At 35.1% G+C, this 22,098-nt stretch carries 25 protein-coding genes and 1 tRNA gene; 9 read left to right on the forward strand and 17 right to left on the reverse strand.

Annotation, left to right across the window (positions count from 1 at the left end; genetic code table 11):
- Positions 1 to 7: 7 nt before the first annotated feature.
- Together I862_RS06235 and I862_RS06240 are read left to right on the forward strand one after the other, a co-directional pair.
- Positions 8 to 430: a phasin family protein gene (locus tag I862_RS06235; protein WP_038540176.1), complete on the forward strand. Its 423-nt coding sequence runs from the start codon at positions 8 to 10 to the stop codon at positions 428 to 430.
- A 209-nt stretch (positions 431 to 639) separates the two neighbouring features.
- Positions 640 to 1,743, forward strand: a complete 1,104-nt coding sequence (locus tag I862_RS06240) for an ankyrin repeat domain-containing protein (RefSeq protein ID WP_038540179.1) — start codon at positions 640 to 642, stop codon at positions 1,741 to 1,743.
- A 137-nt stretch (positions 1,744 to 1,880) separates the two neighbouring features.
- Here I862_RS06240 and I862_RS06245 read toward each other — a convergent pair whose 3' ends face one another.
- Entirely contained in the window at positions 1,881 to 2,267 is a 387-nt protein-coding gene (locus I862_RS06245) for a hypothetical protein (RefSeq protein ID WP_148299502.1), read from the reverse strand.
- Positions 2,268 to 2,469: 202 nt separating this feature from the next.
- On the opposite strand from I862_RS06245, the gene I862_RS06250 reads away from it, so the two are divergent.
- The 4 genes from I862_RS06250 (at position 2,470) to erpA (ending at position 4,862) form a co-directional block, all read left to right on the forward strand.
- Positions 2,470 to 3,252: a 3-hydroxybutyrate dehydrogenase gene (locus tag I862_RS06250; protein ID WP_038540186.1), complete on the forward strand. Its 783-nt coding sequence runs from the start codon at positions 2,470 to 2,472 to the stop codon at positions 3,250 to 3,252.
- A 28-nt stretch (positions 3,253 to 3,280) separates the two neighbouring features.
- Positions 3,281 to 4,318 (forward strand): patatin-like phospholipase family protein, encoded by a 1,038-nt coding sequence (locus I862_RS06255; protein ID WP_038540191.1) that lies wholly within the window; start codon positions 3,281 to 3,283, stop codon positions 4,316 to 4,318.
- Between the two features lie 101 nt (positions 4,319 to 4,419).
- Positions 4,420 to 4,506: transfer RNA gene (locus I862_RS06260), tRNA-Leu, on the forward strand.
- A gap of 23 nt (positions 4,507 to 4,529) precedes the next feature.
- The gene (gene erpA / locus I862_RS06265; RefSeq protein WP_038540194.1) at positions 4,530 to 4,862 is read left to right on the forward strand and encodes an iron-sulfur cluster insertion protein ErpA; all 333 of its coding nucleotides are present in this window, start codon (positions 4,530 to 4,532) and stop codon (positions 4,860 to 4,862) included.
- Positions 4,863 to 4,956: 94 nt separating this feature from the next.
- Here erpA and I862_RS06270 read toward each other — a convergent pair whose 3' ends face one another.
- Both I862_RS06270 and I862_RS06275 read right to left on the reverse strand, forming a co-directional pair.
- Positions 4,957 to 6,096, reverse strand: a complete 1,140-nt coding sequence (locus I862_RS06270; protein ID WP_038540197.1) for a hypothetical protein — start codon at positions 6,094 to 6,096, stop codon at positions 4,957 to 4,959.
- Positions 6,097 to 6,152: 56 nt separating this feature from the next.
- The gene (locus I862_RS06275; protein WP_095666403.1) at positions 6,153 to 6,740 is read right to left on the reverse strand and encodes a ribonuclease HII; all 588 of its coding nucleotides are present in this window, start codon (positions 6,738 to 6,740) and stop codon (positions 6,153 to 6,155) included.
- A 188-nt stretch (positions 6,741 to 6,928) separates the two neighbouring features.
- On the opposite strand from I862_RS06275, the gene I862_RS06280 reads away from it, so the two are divergent.
- Positions 6,929 to 8,032 carry a polyprenyl synthetase family protein gene (locus I862_RS06280; protein ID WP_158499288.1) on the forward strand — a complete coding sequence of 368 codons (1,104 nt, stop codon included), beginning with the start codon at positions 6,929 to 6,931 and terminating at the stop codon, positions 8,030 to 8,032.
- A 145-nt stretch (positions 8,033 to 8,177) separates the two neighbouring features.
- Here the strand turns inward: I862_RS06280 and I862_RS06285 are convergent, their stop codons facing one another.
- The 5 genes from I862_RS06285 to I862_RS06305 all read right to left on the reverse strand — a co-directional run bounded on the left by I862_RS06285 (position 8,178) and on the right by I862_RS06305 (position 13,245).
- Positions 8,178 to 8,708 (reverse strand): SspB family protein, encoded by a 531-nt coding sequence (locus I862_RS06285; protein ID WP_038540205.1) that lies wholly within the window; start codon positions 8,706 to 8,708, stop codon positions 8,178 to 8,180.
- Between the two features lie 144 nt (positions 8,709 to 8,852).
- Positions 8,853 to 9,257 carry a dihydroneopterin aldolase gene (locus I862_RS06290; RefSeq protein ID WP_038540207.1) on the reverse strand — a complete coding sequence of 135 codons (405 nt, stop codon included), beginning with the start codon at positions 9,255 to 9,257 and terminating at the stop codon, positions 8,853 to 8,855.
- A 4-nt stretch (positions 9,258 to 9,261) separates the two neighbouring features.
- Positions 9,262 to 9,879 (reverse strand): 30S ribosomal protein S4, encoded by a 618-nt coding sequence (gene rpsD, locus I862_RS06295; RefSeq protein WP_038541628.1) that lies wholly within the window; start codon positions 9,877 to 9,879, stop codon positions 9,262 to 9,264.
- A 237-nt stretch (positions 9,880 to 10,116) separates the two neighbouring features.
- Positions 10,117 to 11,883, reverse strand: coding sequence for a hypothetical protein (locus I862_RS06300; protein ID WP_038540210.1), 1,767 nt, complete (start codon positions 11,881 to 11,883; stop codon positions 10,117 to 10,119).
- Positions 11,884 to 12,030: 147 nt separating this feature from the next.
- Positions 12,031 to 13,245 (reverse strand): pyridoxal phosphate-dependent aminotransferase, encoded by a 1,215-nt coding sequence (locus I862_RS06305; protein ID WP_038540213.1) that lies wholly within the window; start codon positions 13,243 to 13,245, stop codon positions 12,031 to 12,033.
- Positions 13,246 to 13,389: 144 nt separating this feature from the next.
- Here I862_RS06305 and I862_RS06310 point away from each other — a divergent pair, with 144 nt between their 5' ends.
- Positions 13,390 to 14,160, forward strand: coding sequence for a type III pantothenate kinase (locus I862_RS06310; RefSeq protein ID WP_038540217.1), 771 nt, complete (start codon positions 13,390 to 13,392; stop codon positions 14,158 to 14,160).
- Here the strand turns inward: I862_RS06310 and I862_RS06315 are convergent.
- From I862_RS06315 to I862_RS06340, 6 genes are read right to left on the reverse strand one after another with little or no spacing between them, the layout of a single operon-like run.
- Entirely contained in the window at positions 14,150 to 14,797 is a 648-nt protein-coding gene (locus I862_RS06315) for an O-methyltransferase (protein WP_038540220.1), read from the reverse strand. The genes I862_RS06310 and I862_RS06315 overlap by 11 nt on opposite strands.
- A gap of 6 nt (positions 14,798 to 14,803) precedes the next feature.
- Positions 14,804 to 15,172 (reverse strand): HesB/IscA family protein, encoded by a 369-nt coding sequence (locus I862_RS06320; protein WP_052646513.1) that lies wholly within the window; start codon positions 15,170 to 15,172, stop codon positions 14,804 to 14,806.
- A gap of 4 nt (positions 15,173 to 15,176) precedes the next feature.
- Positions 15,177 to 15,581 carry a Fe-S cluster assembly scaffold IscU gene (gene iscU / locus I862_RS06325; protein WP_038540223.1) on the reverse strand — a complete coding sequence of 135 codons (405 nt, stop codon included), beginning with the start codon at positions 15,579 to 15,581 and terminating at the stop codon, positions 15,177 to 15,179.
- Positions 15,582 to 15,625: 44 nt separating this feature from the next.
- Entirely contained in the window at positions 15,626 to 16,843 is a 1,218-nt protein-coding gene (locus tag I862_RS06330) for an IscS subfamily cysteine desulfurase (protein WP_038540226.1), read from the reverse strand.
- Between the two features lie 9 nt (positions 16,844 to 16,852).
- On the reverse strand, positions 16,853 to 17,974 hold the full coding sequence (locus tag I862_RS06335) for a cysteine desulfurase family protein (protein WP_038540228.1): 1,122 nt from the start codon (positions 17,972 to 17,974) through the stop codon (positions 16,853 to 16,855).
- A gap of 8 nt (positions 17,975 to 17,982) precedes the next feature.
- Positions 17,983 to 18,411 carry an Rrf2 family transcriptional regulator gene (locus I862_RS06340; protein WP_052646514.1) on the reverse strand — a complete coding sequence of 143 codons (429 nt, stop codon included), beginning with the start codon at positions 18,409 to 18,411 and terminating at the stop codon, positions 17,983 to 17,985.
- Between the two features lie 177 nt (positions 18,412 to 18,588).
- On the opposite strand from I862_RS06340, the gene I862_RS06345 reads away from it, so the two are divergent.
- Complete coding sequence (locus tag I862_RS06345; RefSeq protein WP_038540231.1) at positions 18,589 to 19,293, forward strand: alpha/beta hydrolase; 705 nt, start codon at positions 18,589 to 18,591, stop codon at positions 19,291 to 19,293.
- On the opposite strand, the gene I862_RS06350 is transcribed toward I862_RS06345, so the two are convergent.
- From I862_RS06350 to ispH, 3 genes are read right to left on the reverse strand one after another with little or no spacing between them, the layout of a single operon-like run.
- Positions 19,250 to 20,350, reverse strand: coding sequence for an anhydro-N-acetylmuramic acid kinase (locus I862_RS06350; RefSeq protein ID WP_038541637.1), 1,101 nt, complete (start codon positions 20,348 to 20,350; stop codon positions 19,250 to 19,252). The genes I862_RS06345 and I862_RS06350 overlap by 44 nt on opposite strands.
- A gap of 20 nt (positions 20,351 to 20,370) precedes the next feature.
- Entirely contained in the window at positions 20,371 to 21,039 is a 669-nt protein-coding gene (locus tag I862_RS06355; protein ID WP_038540234.1) for a glutathione S-transferase family protein, read from the reverse strand.
- Positions 21,040 to 21,047: 8 nt separating this feature from the next.
- Positions 21,048 to 21,989, reverse strand: a complete 942-nt coding sequence (ispH, locus tag I862_RS06360) for a 4-hydroxy-3-methylbut-2-enyl diphosphate reductase (RefSeq protein WP_038540237.1) — start codon at positions 21,987 to 21,989, stop codon at positions 21,048 to 21,050.
- Positions 21,990 to 22,098 lie beyond the last annotated feature (109 nt).

The raw sequence follows: 22,098 nt of genomic DNA on the forward strand, positions 1-22,098 counted from the left end.
GTATATCATGGTAGCTAACAACTTTAAAAACTCTTTTACAAATTTTATGGGTAATTTCCAACCGATGGATTTAAACATATTTAAAGGAACAGTAAGCAAAAATGTGGAAGCTTTAACTGCTGCCAACCAAGTTTGGATGGAAGGAATGCAAGCTGCATCTAGAAGAAATACGGAAATAGCTCAAAATTCCGCACAAAAGAGCTTTGAATGTTTAAAAGATTGCTCTGTAAACCCGAATATGCAGGAAATGCAACAAGCTCATTCGAATTGCATGAATGATGTTATACATAACTTTACAAGCAATGTACGTGAAATGATGGAGATGTCTTCAAAAGCCTCTCTTGAAGTTTTTGATATTTTAAATAAAAGAGCTTCTGATGCAGTAAACGAAATGTGCTTAGTTTGCCAACCGCAAAAGGCCGGAAAATAAGTTTATAATCTTTAAAGGTTATTACTAATATTCAAAACTCCTAAGGCATTGTTTCTTAGGAGTTTTTTTTATATAATCCTACTAATAAAACAAATTTAGTATTTATGCTTTTGTAATTGCGACTTAATACAATTAACTTGATTTTACTATACAACTAACAATAGATTTATTACAAATTTGTTATTAGTTAATAATTATAAAGTATTAGTATGAAGCAAGGTTTAACAAATTTAAGTAATAACCAAAGAATTGAAGCAATTAAACATCATTACTCAAAGTTTAATGTACAAGAAGGTTATGACAAGACACTATTTAGTAAAACTTTTATATCCGCTTGTATTGATGGTAACATCGAAGTAGTTAATCATTTATTATCTTTGACCAGCAAAGAATTTCAGGAAGAAATGATTTACTCTCATGGAAATTTTGCTTTTATAGCGGCATGTGTTTGTGGTAATAAAGAAATAGTGCAACTGCTGTTGGATCTTACTCCTGACCAAACAAAAAGAGAGGAGATGATTCATGCACACGATAATAGGGGTTTTATTGGTGCATGCGCTAGTGGTAATAAAGAAATAGTGCAACTGCTGCTGGATATTACTCCTGACCAAACAAAAAGAGAGGTGATGATTCATGCTCAGGAAGATTTAATGTTTATAGAGGCCGTTAGATATAACCATATAGAAATAGTTGAGCTATTACTAGAATCAACTCCTGATCAAAATAAAAAAGAGGAAATGATTCAAGCATGGGGTAATCAGGTTTTTCTAGCAAATGCTCAGAGCGGTAATGCAAAAATATTTGATTTAATACTCGAACATGTTTCCGATAACAAGAGAGATGAAATATTAAGCCATGCTAAAACAGATCTTGTCCTAACAACCGCTGCCAATCATGGATATACAAAACTTTTAAATAAACTATTGGAACTTATTCCGGAACCAAAAAGAAGCGAAACTATCAATAATTATAAGCTTGAGCCATATATGGACATGGAAAAGCATTTTAGGATTGCTCAAGAGTTAGCCAATTTAAAATTAGTTTGTAAAGATGTCCAGCAACGATTGGAAACACAACTGCAAAATAGGAATAATATACCATGCGAACTCACTCGTTTTATTTTATCTTTTGCTACAGATGCAGCAAATGTGGATCATATGAACAGAGTAAGCGATATTATGAGTAAAGTAACTGAACAAGCTAAGTTTTGTATATTTCCTAAATCTCAAATTAAATCTCATAATAGAGGTAGCTTTGTACGTCAAATGATTGAGCAAAAGCTAGATTCTGATACACAACATTTAGGATTCTAAACATTATTTTAAAACATGAGGGTTTTTTTATACTCCCCCGAGATTACTTTAATTAATGCTGATATAATTATTTATCAAATAATTATACATATAGGGTAAGAACCTCTATATGATCCATATTTAATCAACCGAATAAATTAATTACAAAATGCAGTGCACACTTTAAAAGATTGAATTTGTCCGCCACAATTAGTATGACAGTAATCTCTGTTCTGTTCACATCTCATTTTACAGTCGTAATCCGAACACGATCTAGGAGATATTGGAAAATCATTAAAGTTATCCGAGTTTTTACTATTTTGTTTAATAATAGTTTCAGTATAGCGCTTAATATCTTCTACCGTCTGGCAGTTTGCTTTATCCTGCTCGCATCTGAAATAACAATTATTAAGCTCGGTTAAACATTGATTTGCGCAAAACCTTCCGGCCTCGGTTTGTGGAGGTATATAATTTTTCCTTGTCTCATACATAGGTCCACATGCTGAAAGAGCTAAGAGTACTATAATACAAAATATTTTTTTCATATCCGAAAAAACTAATTATTAATTTTAAACAATTTTACAGTAAGCCGTAGCCTAACACAATATAGAAGTTTTTTAAAATTTAAATAATTTAAAGATTATTAATTGTTTATTATAAATATTAATTATATTACAATAATATTAAGGAGATATATTTTAATTATTTTAAATAAATAATTAAATAAAACTGAAAAAAGGGGGATATATGGTAGAAGGAAAAGTTGCGCTTATAACAGGGTCAACAAGCGGGATAGGGTTAGGCATCGCACACAAACTTGCTGAAATGGGCTCTAATATTATGCTAAACGGCTTAGGGAAGGCAGAAGATGTTGAAAAGCTAAAAACCGACTTATCAAAAGAATTTAATATTAAGGTTTCTTATTCATCCGCTGATATGAGTAAACCCGAACAAATTAGAGAAATGATTAAACAAACTGAAGTTGAATTAGGTGGCTTGGATATACTGGTAAATAACGCCGGAATTCAATTTGTTTCCCCTATAGAAGAATTTCCAGATGATAAATGGGATGCTATTTTAGCCATAAATTTATCAAGTGCTTTTCATACGATTAAGGCTGCTTTACCCGGTATGAAAAAAAGAAAATTCGGAAGAATTATAAATATAGCTTCCGCCCATGGCCTGGTTGCTTCAGCGAACAAGGGAGCATATGTTGCAGCTAAGCACGGCATAGTAGGCCTAACTAAAGTAGTCGCTCTTGAAAATGCTATTCTGAATGTTACTTGCAATGCAATTTGCCCGGGATGGGTACATACCCCCCTCGTTCAAAAACAAATAGAAGATAGAGCTAAAAATGAAGGCATTACAATTGATGAAGCAACTCAAAATTTACTTAGTGAGAAGCAACCTTCGCTAAGGTTCACCACAATTGAAGATATAGGAAATACGGTTTTATTTTTATGTAGTGAAGCAGGAAGATCGATTACCGGAACAGCACTTCCGGTTGATGGCGGATGGACAGCACGCTAAAACAAGCTAAAATATAGGAAAAAAGATTATGGAGAAGAAACAAAAAATAGTTCATATGGCTCTACAAGGCGGAGGTGCACATGGAGCTTTTGCCTGGGGGGTATTGGATAAGATACTTGAAGACGGGCGCTTATCAGTTGACGGCATGTGTGCAACAAGTGCAGGTTCTATGAATGCCGTGGTTTATGCATACGGTAAAATGAAAGGGGGAAGAGAGGGGGCGAGAGAAGCACTACATAATTTTTGGTATAATATTAGCCAATCAGTCGGATCGCTTGCTCCTAAATTCCCTCCTTTTTTTAATGATATATTGAAAAAATGGACTTTTAATCTATTTGATGCGATGAGCCATGTAGTTTCTCCATATCAATTTAACCCTAATAATGTAAACGTTATTCGGGACGTGCTTGAGAAAACGGTTAACTTTGAAGAAATGAAATCATGCAACTGCACTAAGCTATTTATTAGTGCGACCAATGTTCGTACCGGCAAAGTTAAAGTATTTGATAATAAAGAATTATCCCTGGATGTAATACTCGCTTCAGCATGTTTGCCTTATTTGTTCCATTCGGTAAAAATAAAAAACGAATACTATTGGGACGGCGGCTATATTGGAAACCCTGCAATTTTCCCTCTATTTTACGAAGGCACTACCAGAGACGTAATTGTTGTGCATATTAACCCTATAGTTCGTAGCAAACTCCCGACCGAAGCAAGCGAAATTATGAACCGGATTAATGAAATTACTTTTAATGCTTCTTTATTGCATGAGTTTAGGGCGGTCGCTTTTGTTAATAAAATGATTGAAGAAGGATGGATAAAAGATGAGTACCAGCACAAACTACGCCATATTCTTATGCACTCAATACGTGCTGATGAGGCTTTGCATGATTTTGATATCTCAACAAAATTTGATGCGAGTTGGATATCATTAACCAACCTTCGTGACTTAGGGCGCATAGAGGCAGAGAGTTGGTTAGAAAAGAATTTTGATAAAATAGGCAAAAAGTCTTCAGTTAATCTTAAAAAAGAAATTCTTGAAGGTGGTGATAATCATATCGACTAAACTAAAGTTAAAATTATAAAAAAACCGCTGCTAATTAAATTTTTAAGCTATAAGCCTTGCAAAGATTCATTCACTTATGGTATATATTATTTCACAAATATGCGGCTGTGGTGGAATTGGTAGACACGCAACGTTGAGGTCGTTGTTCCTGAAAGGGATTGAAAGTTCAAGTCTTTTCAGCCGCACCATTTAGGGGTTATGCTTTTTATATATGGTTCAAGATTTTACATTAAGTGAAGCTGCTGCTAGAAGAATTCTTAGGCTTAAAGAGTTAGAAGGTGATCCTAACTTAAAATTAAGGATAGGAGTCTTAGGGGGTGGTTGCTCGGGTTTTCAATACCAATTCGTGCTTGATGCTACACCTTCACCACAAGATACGACTTACTCTTTAAACGGTGCAGAGGTATTGATTGATGATATGTCTTTAGAACTTTTAAAAGGTTCTATGCTGGATTTTGAAGAGGATTTAGGAAGTGCAAGCTTCGTAATAAAGAATCCTAATGCGGCTGCAAAATGCGGTTGTGGCAATTCTTTTTCAGTTTAATTATATTAGTTGAAATTCCTAACCATTTTGCTATTTGAGCATGCAGTGATAACTTAAGAAATGGCTACTTATACAGAATATACGCTTTTAAAATTTATATTCCTCTTCCGGTAGCATTTTTAGTAGCTAAGCTTTCAGGAACATCTAAGGGTTTTGCTTTATAACTAAAAGTTTCTATTTTTTTAAACAGCTTCGGGTATTCCTTTGCTTCAAGATTTGCTCCAACTAGCGTTTCTCTAATCAAATTTTGAAATTCATTGCTTTCAAGTAATTCCTTGGTAAATTCATTTTTCCATTTTAGCTTACCATGCTCTATAGTTGTAATCTCAGCTATATGCTTTTTAAAAGTGCTGTAAAGGCTTTCGTCTTGGAATATCTCCAGTAGTGAGGAGGATAATTTCTCAATGGTTTTGGTTTTCTGAAATACCTTTAATAACCTCAAGCTGTTTACTTGCAGAATACTTTGCTTAGAATAGTCTATATGAAGTTTTTTTAAATCCGTAGGCAATGACTCTATCAGCTTTGCCCTTTCTTTAATAAAATCTTCCGGTTGATTCAAGGTAGCATTTTTAGCAACATATAAGCAAATCACTTCAATTAGTTCTCCCTCTACATTAGGAGTATTTTCTCTATTTAAAGAGAATTTTTCAGGAATTGTTGTATAGTCCTGTTTTGCTTCAGGATTAATGACTTGAGAAATATCTTTTAATATTCTCAAAACTTTTTGCTCATATCCAAGTTGGTTTTTAGGCTGTAATTTATTTAAATTAAATATATTGCGTTTAAGCCAATCATTTATTACTTCTTCAATTGCAATCTTTACTGAAGAAGAGGATTTGATTTTATCAAGTATATTTTTTATTATCTGCTGCTCTTCTCGGCTTAGCTCAAAATTTAATTTTACATCATGGTATGGGCGCTCTCCTGCTTTAAGCAGACTCTTTATAGACTTATCCACCTCGTTAAAATCATAATCTTTTTCTTTAAGCACATTTAAAAAAACACCTAGGGATATATCCTGATCTATTCTCCTTTGGTGCAAGCTTTTCTTTAGGCTTTCCAAATAAGGTGCTAAATCCTCTTCTCTTATCTCTTTTAAAGATTCAATCAGATCCTTAATAAGTTTTTTTCTTTTACCGCTTATATCATACCCGAAGAAGTCTAGAGCACCAGGCTTATAATCATTAATTTTAGTCGTTAAACTATTATATTTATTTGATTCTATGCTTTGCATAGCATTCCTGCTCGCTAATTTATAATTATACTATTCTATAAATAGTTAACAAATGGTTAACGAGAGATGTTTCGCAGGAATGTTTTTCTATGATGGGTTGTTATGCCTGATGTTTTAATTGCTTCAATATGTAATTTAGTTCCGTAACCTGAGTTTTTATCCCAACCATAATGAGGGTAGGACATATGAAGGCCATTCATAATACCATCTCTAGTGACTTTAGCTAAGATTGAGGCGGCAGCGATAGATAACGATTTAGCATCCCCTCCGACTATCGGAAATATATTTTCGTGTTTTTTATAAGGAGAGATATTGCCATCGATAAGAATATTATCAAATTTTATTTTTATCAATCCTATAGCTCGGCGCATTGCAAGCAGGGTTGCCTGTAAAATATTCAGCTCATCAATTTCTTCAACGCTTGCCAATGCTATTCCATATTCCGCGTTTTCCTTTATTAAGCTAAAAAGTTTTTCCCGCTTAAGCTTTGAAAGTTTTTTAGAATCATTTACTTGTCCTAATAATGCAGGGTTGCAAATTATAACAGCCGCTGCAACCACCGGACCTGCTAAGGGACCTCTGCCCGCTTCATCAACTCCGACTACGATTCCGCCTACCTGTTCCTCAATCCTTAAATCCGGCATATAATTAATCTTTTTTATATGAGATAATTTAACTATTCTATTTAAGCAACTATAAATTCTTCACAAATAACATTTGCGTTTATTAAGGTATATGTTTATTTTGCAGACATATGCTAGGCTCTTTTAGAATTGTTATAATAAGGAAGTTTGAGGTATGAAGTTCTAAAAAGTATAAAATGTATTTATTTATGTTTAATATTTTTTTAAGCTTTAAGACCTATACAATTGCCCTAAAAAAAGAGCCTGTTTACGCCTTAAAGCTATTTAGGTTAAAATATATAATGCCCGGCACAAAAGAGATTAATAATAATTCAAATTCCAGCGTAATAAAGCTTAAGCACCTTGTGCAAGCTGATTTAGAAAAAGTTAATCAAATAATTTTAAATTATGCTAAAAGTGAAGTTACAGAGCTAATACCTACTATTACTAATTATATTACCAACTCAGGCGGTAAAAGAATTAGGCCTATACTAACTCTTGCTTGTGCGCATATGTTTGATATAAAAACTTCAAGGCATGTTCTGCTTGCTACCTCAGTAGAATTTATTCATACTGCAACCCTTCTTCATGATGATGTCATTGATGAAAGCAGCACGCGAAGAGGAGTAGCAACGGCAAACCAATTATGGGGGAATAAGGCAAGTATCTTAGTCGGCGACTATCTGTTCAGCCAAGCTTTTAGATTAATGGTTGAAACTTCATCTATTCAGGCGCTAAAAATACTCTCAAATGCTTCCGCCATTATTTCGGAAGGTGAAGTGTGGCAACTCTCAAATATTTCTAATATAAATATAACTAAAGAAAACTATTTTAAGTTAATACGATCCAAAACCGCACAATTATTCTCTGCGGCATGTGAGGTTGGGGCTGTCATTGCAGATGGCGAGCCAGAGTATACGGAAGCACTGGCACAATACGGTATGAATTTAGGTATGGCATTCCAAATTGTTGATGATGTATTAGATTACACGACAAATGACGAGCAATTTGGTAAGGAGGCCGGTGGGGATTTTAGAGAAGGCAAAGTCACCCTACCGTTCATTATTGCATTAAGTAATGCTGATGAAGGAGATAGAAAGTTTCTTGAAACCGTTATTACCTCTGAAAATAAAGATTCTATGTTTTTAGAATGTGTTAAAATTTTGAAAGCATATGATGCTTTTGATAAGGCTTTAAATATAGCAAGGCAATTTGTCGAACAGGGCTTAGAAGCTTTAGAAATATGTCCTGATTCCGAGACTAAATTATTGTTTAAAAATTTAATTATTGAGTTACTGAATAGAAGCCATTAACTTTCAACAGTTATTATTTAGCTCACCTTGACAGGCGTCGAGCATACAATCTTTTCAATAATATTTTAGCTTATAATATTAAAAGAATAAAGGGGGAATAGAGATTTAAGTAGTTTGTATTACTTCTGAACTTAATTAGTTATATTTACTTTTTTCTAAATTGGTCTAAAGAAATTACATTATTTCCTTCAGCTTTTTTATCCCTTTTCTCCCTTTTTTCTCCCTTGGACTTAGATTTCAAGCTATGATTAATATTAGCTTGCTCATCCTCAAACTCTTCATCGTCAAGAAACTCAATATCTACCTCATCATAGTCATATTCTATTTCTCTAAACTGTAAACCGAATTGTACGCTTGGGTCTGCAAAGGTAGTTACCGCCGAATAAGGAATATAGACACTTTCTTTATGACCGTTAAAACTTAAAGTTACTCCGAACCCTTTATTATCGACTTTTAAGTCCTGATATTGGTATTGCAGTACTATTGTCATTTCTCGCGGATATTTTTCAAGCAAAGCTTTTGAGATTTTTACCGCAGGATGCTTAGTAATAAATGAAATAAAAAAATGATGTTCTCCGGGAAGCCCATTTTTTTCTACAACTTTTAAAACTTTGCATACAATAATATGCATTGCCTCATCTACAAGTTTCCCATAATCAATAATATTTCTGCTCATAAAAATTCTCTCTTACAATTCGATAAATTAACTAAAACTTTAACTCTAACTTTCGTTAGCTGTATACAAAACCATCTCCCCTATACTATTTTTTATACTTAAAATGTTAACAAATGGTAAACAGAAATATTTTTTTTAAATATTTTATTCAGTAATTTCAAATGCGGTATAACCTTCAAGATTTTTTATACTTGGAAATTTAGTAACCTTTATATTAAAGGAATAATCTAAATAACAAGATTTAAGGTTATTGTAAATATAAAATGCTATATGCTCAATTAACTTAAATTCTTTACCTAAAAGTAAGGCATGCACTTTACTACATAATTGATCATAACAGATAACATCAGTTATATCATCACTCTCACACCCTAGCGGTAGCTCAGGGTAATGAAGTTTAATATCAACTAATAATTTTTGCGGAGCTGACCTCTCCTCTTCCCCTACTCCCACTTTAACTAATACAGCATAGCCGGAAACAATAACAGCACAGTTAAGCTTTTTATTTTCGCTTCTGTGCTGCATTGCTGTTTTATTTAATTTAATCAATTTATTATCTTGAATAGAATTCCACCACTAAATGCGGCTCCATTATAACCGGATATGGTACTTCGGAAAATTCCGGTACTTTAGAATAAGTAGCTTGGAATTTATGCTCATCCACCTGAATATACTCAGGCACCGATCTCTCACCGGATTGCATCGATGTTTGTAAAATCAATAGTTGTTTTGAAGATTCTTTAACCTCAATTACATCACCAGGCTTTAACTTGTAGCTTGGGATGTTAACTACTTTACCATTAACAGTGATATGCTTATGGTTTACAAACTGCCTTGCTGCAAAAGGAGTAGGTGCGAACTTAGCACGATAAACTACTGCATCTAGCCTTGATTCAAGTAAACCAATTAGATTTTCACTGGTATCGCCTTTTCTTCTTGCAGCTTCCTGGTAAATCTTTTTAAATTGCTTCTCGGTAATGTTACCATAATACTTTCTAAGTTTTTGCTTAGCGTGAAGCTGCACACCATAATCAGTAAGTTTACGATAGCCTAAAACTCCATGTGCGCCCGGAGGGAAATTTCTGGTATTAACCGGATCTTTCGCTCTACCCCATAGGTTAACTCCCAACCTACGGCTAACCCCAAACTTTCTATTTAATCTTTTTGACACGTGATTCCATTTATAAGTTTTCTCGTTCTTAAGTTGTTTTTTATACAAATTTGCATACTTTATGTCAACTAATATATAATTAATTTTGAGTGCATACGCCATGCTTTGCTTAAGAATAAGCTAAACTTAGTGAAATAGGGTAGTAAAGGAATAAAACAATAACTAAAAAGATTAAAAGGCGCTATATGGTATTTTTTCAGTATTATAGTAACACCTTTTATCTTGTTTTAACTTAGATTAAGCAGCAAAAAGCTCCATGTCCAACTCAAAATAGCTTTCCGCACCTTCCATTAATTCGGCCTGTATTACAAGTATATCTTTTTTCATATTTTCCGTTGCGGAGGAAATTTGCAGCATTTGATCATATAGAGATTGATCCCTAAATTCAGCAAATAAAGGGTTATCAGCTTCATTCCCACTCATTAGCTCCAAAAATCCACTGTAATCCGAAAGATTATCTTTCACGCTTTCATCCCCATAAAGCTTACTAGCTATATCACTAATAACCCCGCCCAGATCCTGGAATATGGTTTTATAAGTCGCACTATGTGCCCCGTAATCATTTTGTATAGTTTTTAACGCTGTTGCATACTGATATAAAACCAAGTTTTGCATTTCTGCAATATCACAATAAACATTGCTTAAATTGATTACATCTTTATCTGTTATATAAAGCTTGCTTCTATCAACTTCACCGGGTTCATTGTATTTGTAAAAAAATCTATACGGTACCTGCTCTTTAAGCATATCAGCCTTACACTCATTGTTAGATTTCTTATATTCTTCTTTATCTTCCAGATAGTTAATAAAGAGTAAGTTTTGTTCAACCATTTGGTAAGCCAAATCTATTATATCACCGACTTCCCGGGCTTTATCTTCTTCCAAAATATTAATATTTGCTCCCGTATTGCCTGAGTCTAAATATTCCGCATTGTTATTAGGAAATTCGAAAGTTTCATCATTTTCTTCACCCTGCGTCAATTTTGCCGCTAATTTGCGGATAGCATCCATATTAGCTTGAAACTTAATATTATAAACTTCTCTATTATCCCTGCTTGATGAACCCATTTGCGATTGAATAGATAATATTTTTTGCGTAAAAATTAGTAACGATATTTCAGAGGTAATAAATTCTTTATCTTTAAGCTTCCATATATATTTATATATATCTTCATTAGAGTATAGTTGCTCTGCCTCATCCTTAGTAATAAAATGTTTTGTTGCTTCTTTTCCTTCAATATTGTTGAATATATTTTCATCATGAGCAAGATTAATTTTGTCCGGGTAAATGTCATTATAAGTGTAAGTGCTGATAAATTTGCTAAATTCATCAATATCTATATTATGTGAAGGGCTAAATTTAGCTAAATTTTCTTGTTTTGCTTCTTCTAATATATTTTCTATGGATATTTCTTTATAACTTAAATATTCTAAATCTAAAAACTCGATAGCCAGCTTCTCTTTAGCAACTTCTAAATCATGTTGCAAATTTTTAATATCCTTGCGAGCAAGTATTAAACTCTCCATACCACGCTTTATTTTTTCTATAGCAGGTTGGATTTCAGCGGCTGTAAATATTATATCTATACCACCACTAAATAAATAATTTATTGTAAGGCACGGAAGGGTTATATCCAGTTTTTCCTCTACATTTTTACCGATCATCACACTTAGCTGAAAGTTTCCATCGAATAAGACTTTATTATCATATGTACTTAATGCCACTCTATCAATTTCACGGCTATATTGCTTTAATTCCTGGTTTTTATAATATAGCAAAATAATGTTATTCGCTTCTATGGTATTGTCGTTTGCTTCTTTATATAGTGCTTTAACTATATCATATAAATGCCCTACTGTTTGCAAAGCATTTTCTAATATCCCCTCTCCGTACTCAATATCCGCTATGATTGCCTTAAACTTTATAAGTTCAATCATTTTATCCTTTGCTATAGGCGACTTCTTATTTAATAAATCATTTAAGTAATGCTTTGTATTCTCCATATCTTTTTTCCCTTTTATTAAGTTAACTTAATAAAAGTAGATTAATTAATTTTGAAGTAAAAGGATAATTTAAAGGCTAAGCAATTGTTTTACTTTTAATACTACCGCAGTCATACTTTAAGAGCCTATTCTTCTTTAACTTCATTATTACTTCAGTGCTTCACAAGCAGTTTTAATCCGTTTACATGCTTCGATTAAAATGTTTTCAGAGGTTGCATAGGAAATTCTAAAGAAGTTCTCCATGCCGAATGCTGCTCCCTGCACAACCGCTACTAGCGCATGTTCAAGTAAATATTCGGTGAAGTCACAGCAGTTATTAATAACCTCGCCGCTCCGAGTGCGCTTTCCGACCAACCCTTCACAGCTAGGGAACACATAAAACGCGCCGTTGGGGTTTTGACATTTTATGCCAGGGATTTCATTCAACAATCCCACAACCAAATCCCTTCTTTTTCTAAACAGTTCCGCATTCGGCTTTATAAAATCCTGGGAGCCGTTTAACGCTTCTAGTGTCGCATATTGGCTGATAGAACACGGGTTTGAAGTACTTTGCGATTGAATAATGGAAATTGCCTTTATCAAGGCTCCGGAACCTGCTGCATAACCTATCCGCCAACCGGTCATCGAATATGATTTGGAAACACCGTTTACGGTTAACACCCTTTCTTTAAGCTTAGGCTCAACTTGGGCGATTGTATAAAATCTTTGATCATCAAACATAATATGCTCATATATATCATCGGAAATGATGTTAACATGCGGATATTTAAGTAACACTTGCGCTAAGGCTTTTAGTTCATCTGAGGTATAAGCTGCTCCCGTCGGGTTACTTGGTGAATTAAGAATCAACCACTTGGTTTTATTGGTAATTGCTTGTTCCAAAGCCTGTGGGGTGATTTTAAAATTATTTTCCACTGATGAATCAACTATTATGGGAACACCTTCAGCTAGTGCAACCATATCGGGATATGACACCCAATAAGGCGCAGGGATAATTACCTCATCGAGCGGGCTAAGAGTAGCAAGCAACGCATTAAAAATTACCTGCTTTGCGCCACAACCTACGGTTATTTGCTTAGTAGTGTATTCCAACTCGTTTTCATTTTTAAATTTTCTACATATAGCCTGCTTAAGTTCTATAATGCCGTCTACTGCGGTATACTTAGTTTTCCCGTCATTTATGGCTTTAATTGCTGCATCTTTAATATTTTGCGGAGTATCAAAATCAGGTTCGCCCGCTCCTAAACCGATTATATCCTTACCCATAGCTTTTAACTCCTGAGCTTTTGCAGTTACTGCAAGAGTCGGAGACGGTTTAATAAGTTTAAGCCTGGTAGCAAGAAATTCGGAAGAAGTAGCCATAATATTAATACCATGATCAAATTATTCAATATGAATTCTATATAAAACATATGTGTAATAAAATCTACCCGTTAAATATTCTATATTGATTTTTCTTAACCAACCATCTAAAGCTAAACTTAAATCTTTAATTAATGAGAAATTATGATTTTATGTATTGATGCCGGTAATACTCAGATACATTGCGGAGTATACGGTGAAGGACAGCTTATAGCTGAAGCGAGATATGCTACAAACGATGGTATTACTTCCGACGCCTACGGCATCTTTTTAAAAGCTATTTTATATGAACAAAATATCAATATAGCAGATATAAAACAAATTATAATTTCTTCCGTTGTCCCTGCGTTGGATTATCAAATTAATAATGCATGTATACGCTATCTAGCTCTCACTCCTATATTCTTAAATGTAGAGAATTATAAAAAAATAAAGAATTGCAAGCTCCCGGAAAGTTTAGGTGCCGACAGAGTGGCTAATTTTATTAGTGCAACTACCTTATTTCCAAATAAAAATTTAATTATAGTTGATTTAGGTACGGCAACTACAGTTTGTGTGATTAGCAAAAATTATGAGCTTTTAAGCGGGTCAATCATGCCCGGGCTTAAAACCTCAGCCAAGGCTTTAAGCAGCTCAACGGCAAAACTTCCCTTTGTGGAAATAGAAAAAATAGATATAGGAATAGTTGAAACTACTGTTGATAGCATACAAATCGGTTTATTTTACGGCCATTTAGGCGCAATTAAGGAGCTGACCGCCCGCTTTCAAAGTAAATTTTTTACTAAAGAGCAGGCAACCGTAGTTGCAACCGGTGGTTTTTCCGAGATATACAAAAGAGAAGAAATTTTTGACTGTATTATCCCTGATTTAGTACTTCGAGGATTATATATTTATTCTCAATTAATTACTTCTTAATTGTAATGCTTAATCCTTCTCGGGTGGGTATAATAATACTTTCAAATTTTTCAGGATCACTGATTTTTCGGTTAAATTCCTGCATGGCGATTTTAAGCTTTTCTGGAGATTTTACTTCATCATTATATACAGCTCCGAATAAGAATACATTATCCGCAACGATAAGTCCGCCAGATTTCAGTAAATTGTAAGCAATATCCGAATATAGCGGGTAAGCCTGCTTATTAGCATCTATAAAAACTGCATCAAATTCTATACCGCTTACATATTTCTCTATGTTGCTTGCATCATCATTGATCAGCTCAATCTTATCTTTTTCCGAGCTTGCTTCAAGGTTACTTTTTGCAATATTATAGTGTTCCGTTGACTTCTCTATACTGATTACCTTCCCCCCATCTTGCAAACTTCTTGCTAACCAAAGCGTGGAATAACCGACACAAGTCCCGATTTCCAAAATATTTTTAGCTTTAATAAGCTTTAGCATTATATAGATTAGCTTTCCCTCTTCAGCGCCGATCTGGATGCCTTGCTTATCGGCTGGGGCAGATTGCCTAATCTTTATTAGCTCTTCATCTTCCTGAGCATATAGTGTTCTTATGTAATTAATTTTTGCCGAAGCTTCAAAGTCGCGTGCCATTTTTATTTAAACATTAAATGATTTACCGCAGCCGCATGAGCCTTTCTCATTCGGGTTCACAAAAACAAAACCAGATTTAATTTTTTCATCTATATAATCCAAAGTTGTGCCTACTAAATATAAGACCGCTTTAGGATCTATAAAAATAGTTACTCCTTTTTCGTTTATCTCTTCATCAAAGGCACTTTTCTCATTAGCATATTCAAAAGTATAGGCAAGCCCAGAGCATCCTCCCGACTTAACCCCGACTTTAATACCGGCACACGGTTTATCCCTTTTCTCAATGAGGTATTTCACTCGCTCGACCGCTTTATCAGTCAAGGTAATTACAGCCGGCCTCTGTTTAGAGGAATTATTTTCACTAATTTGCGACATATTCTCACTCTTCTTCTGAATTTTGTTTTTCCAAAGATTGTTTTAAATTAGTAATTGCAGCCTTAATAGCATCCTCTGCAAGTACCGAGCAGTGAATTTTTACCGGAGGCAATGATAATTCTTCCGCAATATCAACATTCTTTATGGTTAAAGCTTCATCCAAAGTTTTACCTTTAACTTTCTCGGTAACTAACGAGCTTGATGCTATAGCTGATAAACAACCGAAAGTTTTAAATTTAGCATCTTCGATTACTTTAGTTACAGGATTAACCTTAATCTGAAGTTTCATTACGTCTCCGCAACTCGGCGCACCGACTAACCCCGTGCCGACGTTTTCCTCTTCCTTATCAAAGGATCCTACATTTCTAGGGTTTTCATAGTGATCTATAACTTTTTTACTGTATGCCATAACCTTTTTCCTAAACTAACTTTTTTCATATTCTTATATTTATCTTAGTGTCCCGCCCAATTAACCGATTTAAGATCAACACCTTCTTGCAGCATTTCCCATAGCGGGCTTAAATCTCTTAATTTTTGCACACTGTTTTTTACACATTGTATTGCATAATTCACCTCTTCTTCAGTGGTAAATCTGCCTATACCGAATCTTATTGAAGTATGTGCAAGCTCCTCATCCACACCTAACGCTCTAAGCACGTATGATGATTCAAGCGAAGCGGAAGTACACGCAGAGCCTGAAGAAACCGCTAAATCTTTAATTGCTCCGATCATTGATTCACCTTCAATACAGGAAAAACTGATATTTATATTCCCGGGTATCCTGGCTTTCGGATCACCGTTAATATAAACTTCGGGAATTTGCATTATTTCGTGTAAAAACTTACCCGCAAGTCTTTCGACTCTTTGGGTTTCTTCCGCCATCTCTTCACGTGCGATTTTTGCTGCAATTCCTAAGCCCACTATAAGCGGGGTTGGAAGAGTTCCCGAACGCATTCCTCTCTCTTGCCCGCCGCCGTTTATCATTGCCTCTATTCTTACTCTTGGCTTACGACCGACAAATAATGCCCCTACACCTTTAGGTCCATAAATCTTATGACCTGAAATACTCATTAAATCTATATTCATGGCGATCACGTCAAGCGGAATTTTACCGAAAGCCTGTGCTGCATCAGTATGCAGAAAGACTCCTTTTTCTCTACATATTTTCCCGATTTCCTCTATCGGCTGAATCACTCCTATTTCATTGTTTACTGCCATTATAGAAACTATAACAGTTCTATCAGTAATAACTTCTTTTAATTTATTTAGATCGATTAAACCGTTCGGTTGAACGGGTAAATACGTCACTTTGAATCCTTCCTGCTCCAAGTGCCTACAGGTATCCAAAACACATTTATGTTCGGTTTGCGCGGTAATAATGTGATCTCGCTGATCACGATAAAATTTAGCTACACCCTTAATCGCCAAGTTATTGGATTCGGTTGCGCCTGAAGTGAAGATAATTTCCTTTGCACTTGCATTTATCAGTTTTGCAACATCTTCTCTGGCTTGTTCAATAGCTTCCTCCGCCTCCCAACCGTATGAGTGACTTCTCGAGTGAGGGTTACCGAATTTATGGGTAAAATATGGAAGCATTTCTTCCACCACTCTCGGATCAGTCGGAGTAGTTGCCTGGTAATCCATATAAATCGGAAGTTTCAACTGAGTCATAATCTTCTCCTATGCTGCATCGGTTAATCTGGTTTTTAAATATAAATCTTGCCAAACTTTTATAAATTTCTTCACTTGCTCTAGAGTATTTTCTATCCCCATACTCACGCGTATTGCACAACTCGCTTGCTTTTGTTCATACCCCATCGCCATATGCACATAAGGCAAATCCACTCTTCCCGAAGAACAGGCAGCACCCGTACTTACCGCAAACCCGTTTAAGTCAAAATGAATAACTTGTGTTTCATTATTTACACCCGGCATGGAGAAAGAGGAAACATTTGGCATTCTTGCCGCATTCTTACCGAATATTATCGAATCTTTAGCTATCCGCATAATTTCTTCTTCTAAAAAATCTCTATATTTTTCAAGCTTAGTAAATGAAGCTATGATCTGTTTAATTTTACTACATGCAACGCCAAGGCCGTGAATCGCCAGAATATTTTGTGTCCCTGGACGAAACCTGAATTCCTGGCCGCCTCCTTTCATTATTGAAGTAAGCGGCAACTGCTTTTTAAATATCAAAGCACCGACTCCAACAGGTGCACCAAATTTATGGCCGCAAATAGTTACCATATCAGCATCTAGCTCAGCTACATTTATCTCTGCTTTGCCGATATATTGTGATGCATCCGTATGTACTAATGCTTTATATTTTCGTGCAATCTTAACTACTTCATGTATCGGCTGAATTACTCCGATTTCATTACTTGCCATAATTACTGAAATCAGTATCGGTTTATCGGAAGTAGACAAAATCTGTTCTAAAACATCTAATTTTATCACTCCGTTACTGTCTATCGGTATTAACCCTTCTCCCACAACTTTCAAAACCGCCGGGTGCTCAATTTGTGAGGTAATACACTTGTATTCTTTCATCCCCGTGATAGCTAAGTTATTTGCTTCCGTTCCTGAGGCGGTAAAAACTGTTTTATACTGATCTGTTGCGCATAGGGCGTTAGCAACCTCATTCCTTGCATCCTCTAAAAGTTTTTTTGCATATCTTCCGTAAGAATGCACGGAGGAGGGGTTAAGCGGAAGATGTGCAATATCCTCCGTTGCTTCCCTTACTTCTTTAAGAAGCGGGGTAGTCGCATTATGATCAAAATAAACTTTTTCTCCTAATATCATAATTCTTTCTATGCACTCTTTTTATTAATTCTTCCGTTACAAACATCCGCAAGTGATACTGAATTTAAAAAATTAGAAATTTGCGCTTCCAACTCCGCCCACAGTTCATGTGTTTCACATCTTTTACTATTTTTGGCACAGCCGTTTAAACTTTTATTATTGCACCTGGTCATCCTAATCTGCTCCTCAACCGCAGCCATAATATCAAATACTTTAACTTCTGTCGGCACAGCCGCTAATTTATAACCACCCCCCGGCCCTTTAAAAGCTTTAACCAATCCTTCGCTTTTTAATTTAGCAAATATTTGCTCCAGATACGCTATATCAATACCTTGCCTCTCGGAAATCAAAGATAGCTTTTGCGGAAAACCACTGTCATTTATAGCTAAATCAACCATAGCCATAACTGCATATCTACCCTTTGTTGTTAAAAACATCTTCCCTCATCAATTCTTTACTTCTAATATTCAAATGGTTTATTATAATATAAATATGATTTAATATAAAAACCCAATGTTTTACTTGGCTATTGTTAATGAAATATATAATGCATTTTCCTTATGTTTTCAACAATAACCTAATAAAATACTAGGAAATTTTTAAGGAGCACCTTGATGGTAAAAGAAATTATTTTTAACGGGCAAGCAGGGAAGATTGAAGGCAAATACCACCAAAACCCGGATCCGCAAGCTCCGATTGCACTCATACTGCACCCCCATCCGCTGCATGGCGGCACTATGAATAATAAGGTTGTTTACAATATGTTTTATACTTTTGTTAAAAATAACTTTTCCGTGCTTAGATTTAATTTTAGAGGGGTAGGCAAGTCAACCGGTATTTTTGATAACGGGGTTGGTGAGTTGATGGATGCTGCGGCTGCAATGGATTGGTTACAAACCCAAAATCCTGAAGCCTCCAGTTATTGGATCAGCGGGTTTTCTTTCGGTGCATGGATAGCTTTACAGCTTCTGATGAGAAGGCCTGAAGTAAATGGGTTTATTGCTGTTTCACCTCCGGCTAATTCTTATGATTTCAATTTCCTTTCTCCTTGCCCGGCACAAGGGTTAATTATTCAAGGTACTAAAGATACGGTCGTCTCCGAAGAAGCAGTTTACAATCTATATGAAAAGCTTGAAAAGCAGAGAGATTCTAATGTTGAGTATGTCCCGGTTAATAATGCCGATCACTTCTTTGCCGGAGAATTAGATAAGCTGAATGAAGCTATAGAAAATTATATTAAGCCACGTATAGCAGTAATGCAAAGACCAAGAAAAGTTAAGCGCGACAGAAGACGCCGCCAACTACCGGATGCCGGCTAGAAGTTGTTGTCGGGAAGCTGATATAAAGGTTTTTATGACTGCGCACGGCAAGATATCCGAAAGCATACGCTTCTATAAGATCTCCGTTTAGAGGCTTCCCTTCAATTATAATTTCTTCTATAGATGTTACTTTGATACCAAGCAGATCACTTAAACATTTCATTATAAATTTATTTTTTCTTCCGCCGCCGCAAACATATAAATGTAGCGGCTTTTTAGGTAGCAATGATATTCCGCTCTTTACTGTTTCAGCAATGATTGCACCTAAACTTGCAGCCCCATCTTCTGTTGTCATACTTTCTAAAAAGCTAAAATCAAATGCATTTCTATCTAAAGCTTTTGGTGGGAGTTTTGAAAAATAATCATGGACTAAAAACTTGTTTACTATACCGTCATCGACTTTTCCGCTGAAGGCAATTTGCCCCCCTTTATCATACTCAATATCCAACCTTTTATTAAGAAGATCATCAATGGGAGCATTACCGAAGCCGGTATCAAAAGCAATTAGCTCATCTTGATCTATATACGTGATATTTGCTACGCCTCCGATATTTAAAATAGCACAGGGTTTAGCTAAGTTTGCAGCTATTGCCTTATGAAATATCGGTACAAGAGGAGCTCCTAATCCTTTAGCAGCAAGATCCTTCCTTCTAAAATCACTGATCACATTTATTCTTGTTTTATAAGCAAGTAAACTCGGGTTACCAATCTGCCAAGTTAAATGCTTTTCAGGTATATGTATTACAGTTTGACCATGAAAACCTATAAGCTGTACTTCTTCGGCCTTTAAGTTATTTAACTTTAATACCTCTTTTACTGCTTCTATATGTAAATGAGTAATTTCATCTTCAATCTCTATAAGCTCACTAAGACCGGCAGATTTAATGTTTCTTAGTTTATGTTTAACGCTTATAGGGTAATCCAAAGTAATCCCCTGACCACATTCTATTTTATTTTCACCGTCGCTAATTATCAGCGCGGCATCCACCCCATCAAATGAGGTGCCGCTCATAAGCCCTATTGCAAGTAAAGGATTGTTTTCATCCGCCAGTTTCATCTTTTCTCTTTTCATCAATTTTAGAAATCCGGATCTGCATAATTTTTCGGGGGAAATATTCCCTGCACTTTATCAAATAATAAGGGTTTAAAGCTGGGTCTGGATTTAATTAAAGCATACCAATGTTTGACTCGATGGCTTCTTTCCCAAGAAATATCTCCTATAAAATCTAAAACTGAAATTTGCGCAGCAGCAGCAAAATCCGCTAAAGTTATTTTCTCACCACATAAATAATCATTTTTTTGTAAAAGATGATCTATATAATCAATGTGATAGCTTAAGTTTTTTTTAGCTGCCCTTATTGCATTAGAATTAGGTTCACCGACTTTCGTCACCACTTTAATAAATTTTTCCGTTACTAAATATTTTGTGATTTCAGTATAAAATTTATTATCGAACCAATCACAAACACTCCTAACTTTAGCTCGTTCAAGCGGAGAATCTCCGATTAAGTTTTTTTCACTCATTACTTCTTCAAAATATTCAAAGATAGCGGAATTACTGTATAAAATAACATTATCCTGTTTTACCACTACTGGCGTATCACACGCAGGATTCAGTGCTGCAAATCCAGCCCTCCTTTCCCAATACTTTTCTGCAATCAACTCAAATTCCACCCTTTTCTCATTAAGCACAATTCTTAATTTTCTTGAAAACGGACAAATAGGGTGGTGATAAATTTCTAGCATATATTTTTTTATACTGAGTATAACTCTTTTGGTAATTTAAATTTCACGTTTTCTTCTACTCCTTCCATAATCTCTATTTTTAGCTTAAATAATTTGTTCAATTTATCCAATACTTTTTCAAGCAATATTTCAGGCGCAGAAGCACCTGCTGTAATACCTATCTTATTTGCTTTTGAAAACCACTCAACATTAATATCTTCTGCCCCGTCAATAAGATAAGATGTTATTCCCATCTCTTCACCCAAGTCCCTTAGTCTATTAGAATTTGAACTGTTTTTAGCACCGATTACCAATATTATATCTACACTCTTAGCCAAATTTTTTACTGCATCCTGGCGGTTTTGTGTAGCATAGCATATATCTTTTAACTCAGGCCCTTCAATATTAGGAAATTTTTTCTTTAAAGCCGCAATTATTGCTCTTGTATCATCTACACTTAATGTAGTTTGGGTTACATAAGCAAGTTTATCAGGGTTGTTAACCTTTATACTTTCCACATCCTCAAGCTTTTGGATTAGTATAACTTCGTCTTTCACTCTTCCGCTGGTACCTTCAACTTCAGGGTGGCCTTTATGTCCGATTAAAATAATCTGATGCCCTTCTAATTCGTGTCGTTGAGCTTCTTTATGAACCTTTTTAACTAGTGGGCATGTTGCATCAATTGTAGGTAAATCACGCTTTGCAGCTTCTTCTTCAACTTTTTCTGAAACGCCATGTGCGGAAAATATAGTTAGTGCACCGGGGGGTATTAAATCCACTTCATCAACAAAAACCGCCCCCTTGGCTTTTAAGTCCTCAACCACATATTTATTATGAACGATTTCATGACGAACATACACCGGAGCGCCATATTTTTGTAAGGCTTTTTCAACAATATCTATTGCCCTTTCCACTCCGGCACAAAAACCTCTAGGCCTGGCCAAAACAACCTTTAATTCACGTTCATTCATTAAAGCAACTTCTTATATTTTTATATATTCAAAGCTTATAATATGCCAAAAATCAGGTTTTTTCCAGACCTATTACAAAATATATAATTTCTATAATTTAACTAACAAC

Origin of the sequence: endosymbiont of Acanthamoeba sp. UWC8, from assembly GCF_000730245.1 — a bacterium.
In the GTDB taxonomy this organism is placed as follows: Bacteria; Pseudomonadota; Alphaproteobacteria; order Rickettsiales; family Midichloriaceae; genus Jidaibacter.

What these genes read in the sequence shown, in the direction of transcription:
- I862_RS06285 (WP_038540205.1), bottom strand. Translation starts at nt 8,708, where the DNA reads ATGAGCAGAAATATTATTGATTATGGGAAACTTGTAGATGAGGCAATG.
- I862_RS06355 (WP_038540234.1), bottom strand. Translation starts at nt 21,039, where the DNA reads ATGCTAGAAATTTATCACCACCCTATTTGTCCGTTTTCAAGAAAATTA.
- I862_RS06310 (WP_038540217.1), top strand. Translation starts at nt 13,390, where the DNA reads ATGATTTTATGTATTGATGCCGGTAATACTCAGATACATTGCGGAGTA.
- I862_RS06340 (WP_052646514.1), bottom strand. Translation starts at nt 18,411, where the DNA reads ATGTTTTTAACAACAAAGGGTAGATATGCAGTTATGGCTATGGTTGAT.
- iscU (WP_038540223.1), bottom strand. Translation starts at nt 15,581, where the DNA reads ATGGCATACAGTAAAAAAGTTATAGATCACTATGAAAACCCTAGAAAT.
- I862_RS06235 (WP_038540176.1), top strand. Translation starts at nt 8, where the DNA reads ATGGTAGCTAACAACTTTAAAAACTCTTTTACAAATTTTATGGGTAAT.
- I862_RS06255 (WP_038540191.1), top strand. Translation starts at nt 3,281, where the DNA reads ATGGAGAAGAAACAAAAAATAGTTCATATGGCTCTACAAGGCGGAGGT.
- I862_RS06250 (WP_038540186.1), top strand. Translation starts at nt 2,470, where the DNA reads ATGGTAGAAGGAAAAGTTGCGCTTATAACAGGGTCAACAAGCGGGATA.
- I862_RS06350 (WP_038541637.1), bottom strand. Translation starts at nt 20,350, where the DNA reads ATGAAACTGGCGGATGAAAACAATCCTTTACTTGCAATAGGGCTTATG.
- I862_RS06275 (WP_095666403.1), bottom strand. Translation starts at nt 6,740, where the DNA reads ATGCCGGATTTAAGGATTGAGGAACAGGTAGGCGGAATCGTAGTCGGA.
- I862_RS06345 (WP_038540231.1), top strand. Translation starts at nt 18,589, where the DNA reads ATGGTAAAAGAAATTATTTTTAACGGGCAAGCAGGGAAGATTGAAGGC.
- I862_RS06300 (WP_038540210.1), bottom strand. Translation starts at nt 11,883, where the DNA reads ATGGAGAATACAAAGCATTACTTAAATGATTTATTAAATAAGAAGTCG.
- I862_RS06270 (WP_038540197.1), bottom strand. Translation starts at nt 6,096, where the DNA reads ATGCAAAGCATAGAATCAAATAAATATAATAGTTTAACGACTAAAATT.
- I862_RS06245 (WP_148299502.1), bottom strand. Translation starts at nt 2,267, where the DNA reads ATGAAAAAAATATTTTGTATTATAGTACTCTTAGCTCTTTCAGCATGT.
- ispH (WP_038540237.1), bottom strand. Translation starts at nt 21,989, where the DNA reads ATGAATGAACGTGAATTAAAGGTTGTTTTGGCCAGGCCTAGAGGTTTT.
- I862_RS06315 (WP_038540220.1), bottom strand. Translation starts at nt 14,797, where the DNA reads ATGGCACGCGACTTTGAAGCTTCGGCAAAAATTAATTACATAAGAACA.
- I862_RS06335 (WP_038540228.1), bottom strand. Translation starts at nt 17,974, where the DNA reads ATGATATTAGGAGAAAAAGTTTATTTTGATCATAATGCGACTACCCCG.
- erpA (WP_038540194.1), top strand. Translation starts at nt 4,530, where the DNA reads ATGGTTCAAGATTTTACATTAAGTGAAGCTGCTGCTAGAAGAATTCTT.
- I862_RS06305 (WP_038540213.1), bottom strand. Translation starts at nt 13,245, where the DNA reads ATGGCTACTTCTTCCGAATTTCTTGCTACCAGGCTTAAACTTATTAAA.
- I862_RS06280 (WP_158499288.1), top strand. Translation starts at nt 6,929, where the DNA reads ATGTTTAATATTTTTTTAAGCTTTAAGACCTATACAATTGCCCTAAAA.
- I862_RS06320 (WP_052646513.1), bottom strand. Translation starts at nt 15,172, where the DNA reads ATGTCGCAAATTAGTGAAAATAATTCCTCTAAACAGAGGCCGGCTGTA.
- I862_RS06330 (WP_038540226.1), bottom strand. Translation starts at nt 16,843, where the DNA reads ATGACTCAGTTGAAACTTCCGATTTATATGGATTACCAGGCAACTACT.
- I862_RS06240 (WP_038540179.1), top strand. Translation starts at nt 640, where the DNA reads ATGAAGCAAGGTTTAACAAATTTAAGTAATAACCAAAGAATTGAAGCA.